At 65.9% G+C, this 13,069-nt stretch carries 11 protein-coding genes; 9 read left to right on the forward strand and 2 right to left on the reverse strand.

Features of this window, described 5'->3' with window-relative positions:
- Positions 1–3 precede the first annotated feature (3 nt).
- Genes ACVIHF_RS05195 through ACVIHF_RS05225 form a run of 7 tightly spaced genes read left to right on the forward strand, consistent with a single transcriptional unit; the run spans position 4 to position 5,877 of the window.
- Positions 4–1,107, forward strand: coding sequence for a carbon-phosphorus lyase complex subunit PhnI (locus ACVIHF_RS05195; RefSeq protein ID WP_057015440.1), 1,104 nt, complete (start codon positions 4–6; stop codon positions 1,105–1,107).
- On the forward strand, positions 1,104–1,988 hold the full coding sequence (locus ACVIHF_RS05200) for an alpha-D-ribose 1-methylphosphonate 5-phosphate C-P-lyase PhnJ (protein WP_016846424.1): 885 nt from the start codon (positions 1,104–1,106) through the stop codon (positions 1,986–1,988). Before ACVIHF_RS05195 ends, ACVIHF_RS05200 begins: the two co-directional genes overlap by 4 nt.
- Positions 1,981–2,778, forward strand: a complete 798-nt coding sequence (gene phnK, locus ACVIHF_RS05205; RefSeq protein WP_028339544.1) for a phosphonate C-P lyase system protein PhnK — start codon at positions 1,981–1,983, stop codon at positions 2,776–2,778. The genes ACVIHF_RS05200 and phnK overlap by 8 nt, the downstream gene beginning before the upstream one ends.
- Before the next feature lie 8 nt (positions 2,779–2,786).
- The gene (gene phnL / locus ACVIHF_RS05210; RefSeq protein ID WP_225646316.1) at positions 2,787–3,485 is read left to right on the forward strand and encodes a phosphonate C-P lyase system protein PhnL; all 699 of its coding nucleotides are present in this window, start codon (positions 2,787–2,789) and stop codon (positions 3,483–3,485) included.
- Between the two features lie 13 nt (positions 3,486–3,498).
- Positions 3,499–4,653, forward strand: coding sequence for an alpha-D-ribose 1-methylphosphonate 5-triphosphate diphosphatase (locus ACVIHF_RS05215; RefSeq protein WP_456781404.1), 1,155 nt, complete (start codon positions 3,499–3,501; stop codon positions 4,651–4,653).
- Positions 4,650–5,243: a phosphonate metabolism protein/1,5-bisphosphokinase (PRPP-forming) PhnN gene (gene phnN / locus ACVIHF_RS05220; protein WP_456791844.1), complete on the forward strand. Its 594-nt coding sequence runs from the start codon at positions 4,650–4,652 to the stop codon at positions 5,241–5,243. Before ACVIHF_RS05215 ends, phnN begins: the two co-directional genes overlap by 4 nt.
- 22 nt (positions 5,244–5,265) lie before the next feature.
- A complete protein-coding gene (locus ACVIHF_RS05225; RefSeq protein WP_057015434.1) occupies positions 5,266–5,877 on the forward strand; it encodes a pyridoxamine 5'-phosphate oxidase family protein in 612 nt (203 codons plus the stop codon).
- 126 nt (positions 5,878–6,003) lie between these two features.
- On the opposite strand, the gene ACVIHF_RS05230 is transcribed toward ACVIHF_RS05225, so the two are convergent.
- Together ACVIHF_RS05230 and ACVIHF_RS05235 are read right to left on the reverse strand one after the other, a co-directional pair.
- Positions 6,004–7,728 (reverse strand): SulP family inorganic anion transporter, encoded by a 1,725-nt coding sequence (locus ACVIHF_RS05230; protein WP_456791845.1) that lies wholly within the window; start codon positions 7,726–7,728, stop codon positions 6,004–6,006.
- A 69-nt stretch (positions 7,729–7,797) separates the two neighbouring features.
- Entirely contained in the window at positions 7,798–8,397 is a 600-nt protein-coding gene (locus tag ACVIHF_RS05235) for a TetR/AcrR family transcriptional regulator (RefSeq protein ID WP_050387852.1), read from the reverse strand.
- Positions 8,398–8,601: 204 nt separating this feature from the next.
- Here ACVIHF_RS05235 and ACVIHF_RS05240 point away from each other — a divergent pair, with 204 nt between their 5' ends.
- Entirely contained in the window at positions 8,602–9,846 is a 1,245-nt protein-coding gene (locus tag ACVIHF_RS05240) for an efflux RND transporter periplasmic adaptor subunit (RefSeq protein ID WP_253603158.1), read from the forward strand.
- Between the two features lie 23 nt (positions 9,847–9,869).
- Positions 9,870–13,052 (forward strand): efflux RND transporter permease subunit, encoded by a 3,183-nt coding sequence (locus ACVIHF_RS05245; protein ID WP_076828993.1) that lies wholly within the window; start codon positions 9,870–9,872, stop codon positions 13,050–13,052.
- The last annotated feature ends 17 nt before the right edge of the window (positions 13,053–13,069 follow it).

Consider the following 13,069-nt stretch of genomic DNA (forward strand, 5'->3'; position numbering starts at 1 on the left):
GCGATGTATGTAGCCGTCAAGGGAGGCGAGCGCGCCATCGAGAACGCCCATCGTCTGCTCGCGCATGAGCGGCGCGGCGACCGCGAGGTGCCCGAGGTGACGCTGGCACAGATTTCCGAGCAACTCGCGCTCGGCGTCGATCGCGTGATGACCGAAGGTTCGCTCTACGACCGCGAGCTCGCGGCGCTCGCGATCAAGCAGGCGCGCGGCGACATGATCGAGGCGATCTTCCTGGTCCGCGCCTTCCGTGCCACGCTGCCGCGCTTTGGCGCCACCGAGCCGGTCAACACCGGCGAGATGCAGGTGCGGCGGCGGATCTCCTCGACCTTCAAGGACGTTCCGGGCGGCCAGATCCTGGGGCCGACCTTCGACTACACCCATCGCCTGCTCGATCCGCAGCTCGCGGAAGGCTTTGTGCCGGAGCAGCCGGCGACCGCGGAGGCCTCGCAGGCCGCCACGCCGCGGGTGACCGACATTCTCGGCCGTGACGGTCTAATCGAATCCTCGCCGCAGGCAGATTGCGACACGCCGGTCGGCGACCTCACGCGCGAGCCGTTGAGCTTTCCGGCCGATCGCGATTTGCGGCTGCAGAACCTGGCGCGCGGCGATGAGGGCTTCCTGCTCGCGCTCGGCTACTCGACGCAGCGCGGCTACGGTCGCAATCACCCGTTCGCCGGCGAGATCCGCTTCGGCGAGGTCGAGGTCGAGTTCTTCGCCGAGGACGCGGGCTTTGCCGTGCCGCTCGGCTCGATCGAATTGACCGAGTGTCAGATGGTCAACCAGTTCAAGGGCTCGACGACTGAGGCGCCGTGCTTCACCCGCGGCTATGGCCTCGCCTTCGGGCAGAGCGAACGCAAGACCATGTCGATGGCGCTGGTCGATCGCGCGCTGCGTGCGCGTGAGCTCGGCGAGGAGGCGGCGGCGCCGGCGCAGGACGAGGAGTTCGTGATGTCGCACTCCGACAATGTCCAGTCGACCGGCTTCGTCGAGCATCTCAAGCTGCCACACTACGTCGACTTCCAGTCCGAGCTCGGTCTCTTGCGCAAGCTGCGGCAGGAGTTCGCGGAAGCCAACGAGGCCGTGGAAATGCAGGAGGCCGCGGAATGAACGCGCCGACGTACAATTTCGCCTATCTCGACGAGCAGACCAAGCGGATGATCCGCCGCGCGATCCTCAAGGCGATCGCGATCCCCGGCTACCAGGTGCCGTTTGCGAGCCGCGAGATGCCGATGCCCTATGGCTGGGGCACCGGCGGCGTGCAGGTGACGGCCGCGATCCTCGGTCCCGACGACGTGCTGAAGGTGATCGACCAGGGCTCGGACGACACCACCAACGCGATCTCGATCCGCAAGTTCTTCGGCAAGACCGCGGGTGTCGCGACCACGACCTCGACCACCGACGCGACCGTGATCCAGACCCGGCACCGCATTCCAGAGGCGTCGCTGCATGCCGGGCAGGTGCTGGTCTATCAGGTGCCGATCCCCGAACCGCTGCGCTTCCTCGAGCCGCGCGAGACCGAGACGCGGCGCATGCACGCGCTCGCCGAATACGGGCTGATGCACGTCAAGCTCTACGAGGACATCGCGCGCTTCGGCCATATCGCCACCGCCTACGCCTATCCGGTGAAGGTGAACGCGCGCTACGTGATGGACCCGTCGCCGACGCCGAAATTCGACAATCCGAAGATGGACAATTGCGCGGCGCTGCAGCTGTTCGGCGCCGGCCGCGAGAAGCGCATCTACGCGATCCCGCCCTACACCACCGTGGTGTCGCTGGACTTCGAGGATCACCCGTTCACGCGCTACCGCTTCAACGCGCCCTGCGCGCTGTGCGGCGCCGACAATTCCTATCTCGACGAGATCGTCACCGACGACAAGGGCGGGCGGATGTTCGTCTGCTCCGACACGGACTTCTGCGAGCAGCGCCAGGCCGCCGGCCATCACGGCACCGAGAGCGCAGCGCCGCACAAGGAGAAGGCGCATGTCTGAGCTCTCGAGCCTCGACAACGACGAGCCGTTGCTGGTGGCCGAGGGGCTTGCCAAGAATTACGGCCGGCTTGCGGCCTGCCGCGACGTCTCGTTCGCGCTCTATCCCGGCGAGGTGCTGGCGATCGTCGGCGAGTCCGGCTCGGGCAAGTCGACGCTGCTGCAGCTGCTCTCGGCGCAGCTCGCGCCGAGCGCGGGCCGGGTGTGCTACCGGATGCGCGACGGCGTGCTGCGCGATCTCGCTGAACTCGGCGAGGCCGAGCGGCGCTTCCTGTTTCGCACCGACTGGGGCTTCGTGCACCAGGACCCGGCGCAGGGGCTGCGCATGGGCGTCTCGGCCGGCGCCAATGTCGGCGAGCGGCTGATGGCGGTTGGCTGGAATCATTACGGCCGCATCCGTGACACCGCGTCGACCTGGCTGGAGCGGGTCGAGATCGATACCGGCCGCATCGACGATGCGCCAAAGACCTATTCCGGCGGCATGCGGCAGCGGCTGCAGATCGCCCGCAACCTCGTCACCGAGCCGCGGCTGGTGTTCATGGACGAGCCGACCGGCGGCCTCGACGTCTCGGTGCAGGCCCGCCTGCTCGACCTGATGCGCAACCTCGTCAGCGAGCTCGGGCTTGCCGCGATCGTCGTGACCCACGATCTGGCGGTGGCGCGGTTGCTTTCGCATCGCGTGATGGTGATGAAGGGCGGCCGCGTCATCGAGACCGGCCTCACCGACCAGGTGCTCGACGATCCGCGTGAGCCCTATACGCAGCTGCTCGTTTCCTCGATTCTTCCGCCATGAGCGTGCCAATGACCGCGATGATCGAACTTGCCAACGCCGAGAAGACCTTCACCATGCATCTGCAGGGCGGCGTCGAACTGCCCGTGGTGCGCGGCGTCTCGTTCCACGCCGATCCGGGTGAGTGCGTGGTGCTGTCGGGCCCGTCGGGCGCCGGCAAATCCTCCATCCTGAAGATGATCTTCGGCAACTATCGCTGCGACAGCGGCCGGATCGGCATCCGCCATCACGGCAAGGTTGTCGACCTTGCCACCGCCGAGCCGCGCCAGGTGCTGAGCATCCGCCGCTCGACCATCGGCTATGTCAGCCAGTTCCTGCGCGCCGTGCCGCGGGTGGCGACGATCGACGTCGTCGCCGAGCCTTTGATCGTCAACGGCGTGGCGCGCGAGGAGGCCCGCGCGCGCGCCGGCCAGCTGCTGCGCCGGCTCAACATTCCGGAGCGGCTGTGGACCTTGCCGCCCTCGACCTTCTCCGGCGGCGAGCAGCAGCGCGTCAACATCGCGCGCGGCTTCATCTCGGACCTGCCGATCCTCCTGCTGGACGAGCCAACCGCTTCGCTCGATGCGGCGAATCGCGCAGTGGTGGTCGAGCTGATCGCGGAAAAAAAGACCAAGGGCGTCGCGATGGTCGCGATTGTCCATGACGACGAAATCCGCCATCTGATCGCCGACCGCATCGTCGATGTGACCTCGTTCGCGGCTGCTGCCTGAAGGATCGTTTGAAATGACCGCCAAGCAAGACACCATCATCGGCAACGCCCGGCTGGTCCTCGCCGATCGCGTGATCGAGCAGGGCTGGGTCGCGATCGCTGATGGCAAGATCGCCGAGTTCGGCGAGGGCAGAGCGCCCGAGGCCGCCGAGGATGCCGGCGGCGACCTCCTGATGCCCGGGCTGATCGAGCTGCACACCGATCATCTCGAGATGCACTATGTGCCGCGGCCGAAGGTGTTCTGGAATCCGGTCGCGGCCGTGATCTCCTATGACGGTCAGCTCGCGACCTCAGGCATCACCACGGTGCTGGATTCGCTGCGGGTCTGGCGCGAGGATGGCGCCGAGGATGTCGACGGCCGCGCCGGCGTGCTGGCGGCGGCGATTGCGGCGGCGCGCGAGGAGAATCTGCTGCGCGCCGATCACTTCCTGCATCTGCGCTGCGAGGTCCCGATGCCGGACGTGGTTGCCGAGGCCAAGGAACTGATCGACCGGCCGGACGTGCGGCTGATGTCGCTGATGGACCACACGCCGGGCCAGCGCCAGTTCCGCGACGAGGTCAAGCTGCGCGACTACTATCGCGGCAAGGGCGGCGGCATGACCGACGCCCAGCTCGACGTGCTGTTCGCACGGCGCTTCGCCTATCAGAAGGAATATGCGGTGGCGAACACCCGCGCGATCGTCGCGCTGGCGCATGAATACCGGATCCCGCTGGCGAGCCACGACGATACCACGGATGAGAACGTGGTCGACGCCGTCAACGACAAGGTCGCGGTCGCGGAGTTCCCGACCACGATGGAAGCCGCGCGCGGGCTGCACGCCGCCGGCATCGACATCCTGATGGGCGCGCCGAACGTGGTGCGCGGCGGCTCGCACTCCGGCAACATTGCGGCCGTCGATCTCGCTAATGAGGGCATGCTCGATATCCTGTCGTCGGACTACATCCCGTCCAGCCTTTTGATGGCGGCGCTGCAGCTGCCGCGGCATGTGCCGGCGATCGATCTTGCTTCCGCCGTGCGCACCGTGACCAAGACGCCGGCCGAGGCGGTCGGGCTCAACGACCGCGGCGAGATCGCGGTCGGCCGGCGCGCCGACCTGATCCGTGTGCACGTCGCGCGCGATCTGCCTGTCGTGCGCAGCGTCTGGCGCGAAGGGGGGAGGGTCGCATGACCGATGCATCCGTCGTCGCCGACCGGCGCGCCGGAATCGGTCCCGGCCGGCTGATCCTGGTGGTCGGCCCGAGCGGCGCCGGCAAGGATACGCTGCTGGGGTTCGCCAAGGCGGCCTGTGGCGGTGATCGCGATGTCGTGTTTCCGCGCCGGCTGATCACCCGCCAGGCCTCGGCGTCGGAGGACAATGAGGAGGTCAGCGCGGAAAGCTTCCAGCGCGCGGTAGCCGCCGGCGACTACGCCATGCACTGGGAAGCGCACGGCCATCGCTACGCGCTGTCGCGGTCGATCAACGACGATATCGGCGCCGGACGCACCGTGATCGCGAACGTCTCGCGCACCGTGATCGCCGCGGCGCGCCGCAACTATGCCAACGCTGTCGTGGTGCTAGTCACGGCGCCGCCCGATGTGCTGGCCGCGCGGCTCGCAATGCGGGCGCGCAGCAGCGACGGTCTTATCGAGCGGCGGCTGGCCCGCACCGTCGACGAGAGCACGTCGACGCCCGATTTCACCATCGTCAATTCCGGCACCGCCGACTATCATGCGCGACAGCTTGTCCGCATCATCAAGGGCGAACGCTGGGACGAGTAGCAACCAAAGGAGAACGGCACGAATGTCGGTGATCGAAACGGTCGAGCAACTTGAGGCGATCTACGGCTTCCCGAACGACGCGTCGACCGTGAAGGTCGCCGATCACGTGACGCCGCTCTATCGTGTGCTCATCGAGAAGTCGCCGTTCGTGTCGCTTGCGACCGCAGGCCCCGAAGGGCTCGATTGCTCGCCGCGCGGCGACCTGCCGGGCTTCGTGCGCATCCATGATGCGAAGACGCTGATGATGCCGGATCGCCGCGGCAACAATCGCTGCGATTCGCTGCGCAACATCGTTCGCGATCCCCGCGTCGGTTTGCTGTTCCTGATTCCGGGCTCAGGCAGCACGCTGCGCGTCAACGGCCGCGCTTATGTCACGGCCGAACCGGAGCTGCTCGCCTCCTTCATGATGGAAGGCAAGGCACCGCGCACGGTGATCGTAATGCATGTGGAGGAGATCTATTTCCAGTGTGCGCGCGCGATCGTGCGCTCCGATCTCTGGAATCCGGACAAGCGGGTCGATCCGAAGGTCTTGCCGACGCCGGGCCAGATCCTCGCCGAGATGAGCGAGCACACGGTCGGCGGCGAAAAATACGATCGGGAATGGCCGGAGCGCGCGCGGCAGACGATGTGGTGATGCGCCCGGACGGCTGGGAAGCATGATCCGGAAAAGTGCGAAGCGGTTTTCCCTGCGACAAACGCGAAGCGTTTGCATGCTCAAACAAAAGTGCTATAGCGCGCTGACGATTGAACCCATCGCGCTTTAGGCCTCGGCCCGGTCTTCCCAGTCTTCCCAGGTCACGTCAGCATTGATCTCGAGGTAGCGCGCAACGGCGACGCCGATGGTCGGGAAGAAGTTGTTTTCGCCAAGTTGCGCCAGCAGGCCGAATTTCTTCAGCTTGTCCTTGACGGGATCCTTGAGCTCGGCAAAGCACAGCTCGATCTCCTGTGCGTGCAACGCCTCGTCGAGCTCGGCGAGAACATCGCCCGCGGTGACGTCCACGCTGGTGACCGGCTCGGCCGTGACCACCAGCCAGCGCACCGCCGTCGGGGATTTTGCCACGGCGTCCAGCGCGCGTTCCTTGAAGAACTCGGCATTGGCAAAAAACAGCGGCGCATCCCACCGGAACAGCACCAGCCCGGGGATCTGGCGCGCATCCGGGTATCGCGTGATGTCGTGATAGCCCTTCACGCCGGAGGCGCGGCCCAGCACGGCGGAATGCGGCCGCCAGCCGTCCCACAGGAATTCGACGATGGCGAGCACGATGGCGAGGCCTATTCCGGGAATCACCCCTAGCACGGCCACGCCGACGAAGCAGACCATCGATAGCCAGAACTCCCACTGCTGAATGCGGTAGATTCGCCTGAGGTCGCCGATCTCAAACAGGCCGAGCGCAGCGGCGATGACGACGGCGGCCAACGCGGCGTTGGGCAAGTGCTGCAGCAAATTCGGCGCTATCAGCAGCAGGAAGGCGATGGCCAGCGCGCCGATGACGCTGGTCAATTGCGTGCGCGCTCCGGCAGCTTCCGCAACGGGCGTTCGCGATCCGCTGCTGCTGATCGGAAAGCCCTGAAAGAAGCCGGCCGCCAGATTGGCCGCGCCGAGCCCCACCATCTCCTGGTTGGGATCAACGCGATCGCCCAATCGTCCCGCATAGGCGCGCGACAGGACGCTGGTATCGGCGAACGACACCAGCGCGACGGCGCAGCCGCCGATCAGCACCTGCACGATGTCGCCATAGCCGATCCGGGGAATGGCAAATCCTGGTAAGCCCTGGGGAAGCGAACCCAGGACCGTCACGCCGAAGCGGGCCCCGAGATCGAGAACCCCGGTGACGACCGTCGCGGCGACGACGGCAATGAGAATGCTGGGCAACCGCTTGTTCCGGGCGAGCAGCAGGATCACCGCCAGCGTCGCAAGGCCGATCCCGAGGGTCGCCCAATTCGTCTTTCCGTCGACGATTGCTCCGATGACCGCCCAGAGGCTGCGCAGAGGTCCATCGCCTTCAATGGAAAAGCCGAACAGCTTTGGCAGCTGGCTGATCAGCACGGTCAGGGCAATGCCGTTCATGTAGCCGTAGCGGATCGGCTTGGAGAGAAGCTCGGTCAGGAATCCCAGCCGCGCGATACCCGCGACGATGCATATCGTCCCGGAGACGACCGCCATCATGGCGGCCAGGGTTGCCGCACGCATCGGATCGCCGCCAGACAGCGGAACGACGACGCCGAGGATGATGGCCGCAAGCGCCGAGTCCGGCCCAAGGACAAGGATGCGGCTCGGCCCGAACAGCGCGTAGACGAGCAGCGGGATGATCGTCGCATAGAGCCCGTAGATGCCGGGCAGGCCGGACGCCTCCGCATAGGCGATGCCGACCGGGACCAGCATGGTCGCGAGCACCAGCCCGGCGACGATGTCGTGTGGGAGCCACGCCGCTTGATATCGACGCAGCGTGGTGAGACCCGGCAGCCAGCCGATCCAATGCTTCATCGCCGGTCACTCCCAACGTCGTTGGGGCCGCAGGCGCTTGACGTGAACCGCTCTACCCCTTCAACCGCTCTACCCCTTCGCCTGCTCATCAAACGCCTTCAGCGACACCGCTGCAATCTCACGCAGCGCGTTGCGGTCGGCGCCCGAGGAAGCCATCACGCACATGCCTGATGTCACCGCGGAGAGATAGCGGGCAAGGGTGGCCGGATCGGCGCTTTCGCCCAGGTCGCGTTCGGCCTTCGCGCGGACAAAACGCTCGTGCAATTGGTCCTCCGTTCGGGTGCGGCGCGCTGCCAGTTCAAATGGAACATTCTCCGAGCCGGTGCCGCAGGCAAGGCCGCCCTGGACCAGCAGGCAGCCGGGCGGGTTGGCGGGATCGGTCTGGGCGTCCGCGTGCTCCATCAGAAATCGTTCGGCCACCTCTCGGGCGGTGGAGGCGCCCAAAACCTTTTCCATCCAGGCGTCGCGCTTCTCGGTGTAGCGGTCGAGCGCGGCCTTCAGCAGACCCTCCTTGCTGCCAAAGGCGGCATAGAGGCTGGGCGGATTGATATTCATCGCCTCGGTGAGCTGCGCGATCGTCGCGCCCTCGTAACCATGGCGCCAGAACACATCCATGGCCTGGTCCAAAGCGGCGTCCGCGTCGAAAGCGCGGGGGCGTCCCATTCCCATTTTTCGTTGCTCCGTAAGCCGGGTGCCGTTTCTATGACGGATTGTCCCTGGCTTATCCTCTTGTTGCACGTGATGTTTTTCCGCGACTTCCCATTTCCCCATGAATGAGATAAGAAATTCATAGTGCTCGATACATAAGTATCTTGCGAACCGGCGTCCAGCTCCACATCTGTAGCGAACACTACAGATATCTGGAGCGCGTGAATGCCTTCGTCAATCCAAAATCCCCGTTCCGGCCGCTTCCGACGTGTCGTCGGCGGTATCGTGATCCTTGGCGCCCTCGCGGTGGCCGGTTCGATCGCGACCGGCCACTATTTTCATGCCGCACAGGCGACCGCGACTGCCGCGGCTCCCGAGCCGGCGGTCCCGGTCACCGTTGCCGTGATCCAGCCGCGGCCGACCACGCTGTTCGATGACTTCTCGGGCCGGCTCGAAGCCGTCGACCGGGTTCAGCTCCGGCCGCGGGTGGCGGGCGCGATCCTTTCGACCAACTTCACCGAGGGCGCGCTGGTGAAGTCCGGCGACATCCTGTTCAAGATCGACCCCGCGCCCTACGCCGCCGAGGTCGATCGCGCCCAGGCGCAGCTCGAGGCCGCCAAGGCCCGCGTCGTGTTCACCACGAGCGAAGTCGAGCGCGGCGCGCAGCTGGTTGGCAACAACATCGTGACCAGGCGCGATTTCGACCAGCGCGACAATGCCAATCGCGAGGCAGTCGCCAACGTCAAGGCCGCCGAGGCCGCGCTGCAGACGGCCAAACTCAATCTCGACTACACCGAGGTGCGGGCGCCGGTCGACGGCCGGGTCGGCAGGATCGAGGTCACCGTCGGCAATCTCGTCGCCGCCGGCACATCCTCGCCGGTCCTGACCTCGCTGGTCTCGGTCAATCCGATCTATGCGAGCTTCGACGCCGACGAGGAAGTCGTGCTGCGCGCGCTGAACTCGATCGCGGATGCCTCCGGCAAGCGCGGCAATCTCGACCAGATTCCGGTCGACATGGTGACGTCGGGCGGCCTCAGCGCCAAGGGGCACATCCAGCTCATCGACAACCAGGTCAACGGGCAGAGCGGCACCATCCGAGTCCGCGCCGTGTTCAAGAACGATGACGGCCGATTGATCCCGGGGCAATTCGCCCGCGTGCGCATGGGCCAGCCCAAGCAGCAGACGCTGGTGCTGATCGACGAGCGCGCCGTCGGCACCGACCAGGACAAGAAGTTCGTCATGCTGGTCGGCGACGACAGCCGCGCGGTCTATCGCTCCGTCACGCTCGGCGGCGCGGTCGATGGCCTGCGGATCGTCACCGCCGGCCTGAAATCCGGCGACCGCATCGTCGTCAACGGCCTGCAGCGCGTGCGTCCCGGCGCACTCCTGAAGATGGAAGTCGCCGAAATGGGCGCGCGCGGCATGCAGCAGGCATCCACTGAAACCAACCAGCACGTCGTGCAGCGCTAGGCGCTGCACGCGGGGGCGGAGCCATGAATCTCTCAAAATTCTTTATCGACCGGCCGATCTTCGCCGGCGTGCTTTCGATCCTGATCTTCCTGGCCGGCCTGATCTCGCTGCTGGCGATGCCGATCTCGGAATATCCCGACGTGGTGCCGCCGTCGGTCGTGGTGCGCGCGACCTATCCCGGCGCCAATCCGAAGGTGATCGCCGAGACGGTCGCGACCCCGATCGAGGAGCAGATCAACGGCGTCGAAGGCATGCTCTATATGTCGAGCCAGGCGACCACCGACGGCGCGATGACGCTGACGGTGACGTTCCGGCTCGGCACCGACCCCGACAAGGCGACCCAACTGGTGCAGAACCGCGTGCAGCAGGCCGAGCCGCGCCTGCCGGCCGTGGTGCGCCAGCTCGGCATCATCACCAAAAAGAGCTCGCCCGACCTCACCATGGTCGTGCATCTGCTGTCCCCGAACAACCGCTATGACATGACGTATCTGCGCAACTACGCGGTGCTCAACGTCAAGGACCGGCTGGCGCGGATCGACGGCGTCGGCGACGTCCAGCTCTATGGCGCCGGCGACTATTCGATGCGGGTCTGGGTCGACCCGCAGAAGGCCGCCGAGCATTCGCTGACCGCGAGCGACGTCGTGCGCGCGATCCAGGCCCAGAACGTCGAGGCCGCCGCCGGCGTGGTCGGCTCCTCGCCCAGCGTCAAGGGCATCGACCTCCAGCTCTCCGTCAACGCCGAGGGACGGCTCTCGACCGAGGAGCAGTTCGGCGACATCGTGGTGAAGACGGGTTCGGCAGGCGAGGTGGTGCGGCTGCGCGACGTCGCGCGGGTCGAGCTCGGCGCCTCCGAATACGGCCTGCGCTCGCTGCTCGACAACAAGCAGGCGGTCGCGATCCCGATCTTCCAGGCGCCGGGGTCGAATGCGCTGGAGATCTCCGACCATGTCCGTGCCACGATGGCCGAGATCAAGAAGAACATGCCGGAAGGCGTGTCCTACCAGATCGTCTACGATCCGACCCAATTCGTGCGTTCGTCGATCGAGGCTGTCATCCACACGCTGCTCGAGGCGGTCGCCCTCGTCGTGCTGGTCGTGATCCTGTTCCTGCAGACCTGGCGCGCCTCGATCATCCCATTGATCGCGGTCCCGGTGTCGATCGTCGGCACCTTCGCGGTGATGCATGTGTTCGGCTTCTCGATCAACGCGCTCAGTCTGTTCGGCCTGGTGCTGGCGATCGGCATCGTGGTCGACGACGCCATCGTCGTGGTCGAGAACGTCGAGCGCAACATCGAGTCCGGCTTGTCGCCGCGCGATGCCACCAACCAGGCGATGCGCGAAGTGTCCGGCCCGATCATAGCGATCGCGCTGGTCCTGATCGCGGTGTTCGTGCCGCTGGCCTTCATCTCCGGCCTCACCGGACAGTTCTACAAGCAGTTCGCGCTGACCATCGCGATCTCGACCGTGATCTCAGCGATCAACTCGCTGACGTTGTCGCCGGCGCTGTCGGCGCTGCTGCTGAAGGGGCATCACGAGCCGAAGGACTGGCTGACCCGGATCATGGAAAGGTCGCTTGGCTGGTTCTTCCGCGGCTTCAACAAGGTCTTCACCAAGTCCTCCGAGAACTACGGCCGCACCGTCACCAAGGTGATCTACGGCAAGGCCGTGGTTATCGGCCTCTATGTGCTGCTGATCGGCCTGACCGGCGTGCTGTTCAAGCAGGTGCCGAGCGGCTTCGTGCCGGGCCAGGACAAGCAGTATCTGGTCGGCTTTGCGCGGCTGCCCGATGGCGCGACGCTCGACCGCACCGAGGAAGTGATCCGCAAGATGAGCGACATCGCGCTGACCCAGCCCGGCGTCGAAAGCTCGGTGGCGTTCCCCGGCCTGTCGATCTCCGGCTTCACCAACTCCTCCAACGCCGGCATCGTGTTCTCGACCTTGAAGCCGTTCGACGAGCGCAAGGATCCCTCGCTCAGCGGTCCGGCGATCGCGGCGGCGCTCAACAAGAAATATGCCGGCATCCAGGACGCCTTCATCGCCATGTTCCCGCCGCCGCCGGTCAACGGCCTCGGCACCATCGGCGGCTTCAAGCTGCAGATCGAGGACCGCGCCGGCCTCGGCTATGAAGCACTGAACGACGCGACCAAGGCGTTCATGGCGGCGATGCAGAAGGCGCCGGAAATTGCCGGCGTGTTCTCGAGCTTCCAGGTCAACGTGCCGCAGTTGTTCGCCGATATCGACCGCACCAAGGCACTCCAGCTCGGCGTGCCCGTCACGGAGGTCTTCAACACGCTGCAGATCTATCTCGGCTCCTACTATGTGAACGACTTCAACAAATTCGGCCGCACCTACTCGGTCTATGTGCAGGCCGACGCGCCGTTCCGCGCGCGTGCCGACGACATCAGGCAGTTGAAGGTGCGCTCGTCGTCGGGCGACATGGTGCCGCTGTCGGCGTTGCTGAAGGTCCGCCAGAGCGCGGGTCCGGAACGCGCGATCCGCTACAACGGCTTCCTGTCGTCGGACATCAACGCGGCTGCCGCGCCGGGCTATTCCTCCGGCCAGGCCCAGGAGGCGGCGACGCGGATCGCGGCCGAAGTGCTGCCGCCCGGATTCGCTTTCGAATGGACCGACCTGACCTATCAGGAGTTCATCGCCGGCAACTCCGGAATCTGGGTGTTTCCGCTGGCGATCCTCCTGGTGTTCCTGGTGCTCGCCGCGCTCTATGAGAGCCTGGCGCTGCCGCTCTCGATCATCATGATCGTGCCGATGGGGCTCTTGGCCGCGATGTTCGGGGTCTGGCTGTCGAAGGGCGACAACAACGTCTTCACCCAGATCGGCCTGATCGTGCTGGTCGGATTGTCGGCCAAGAACGCCATCCTGATCGTCGAGTTCGCGCGCGAGCTCGAATTCGCCGGGCGGTCACCGATCCGTGCCGCGATCGAGGCGAGTCGCTTAAGGCTGCGACCGATTCTGATGACGTCGATGGCCTTCATCATGGGCGTGCTGCCGCTGGTGCTGTCGACCGGCGCGGGCTCGGAGATGCGGCGCGCGATGGGCGTTGCGGTGTTCTCCGGCATGATCGGCGTCACGGTGTTCGGCCTGTTCCTAACGCCGGTGTTCTACGTGCTGCTGCGCAGCCTCACCGGGATGAAGCCGCTGACGCAGCACGGCGAGACGACCATCCCTGGAAAAGCACACGCGGCATGATGCCGCGTGTGTAAGCT

Source organism: Bradyrhizobium sp. USDA 4506 (assembly GCF_054058795.1).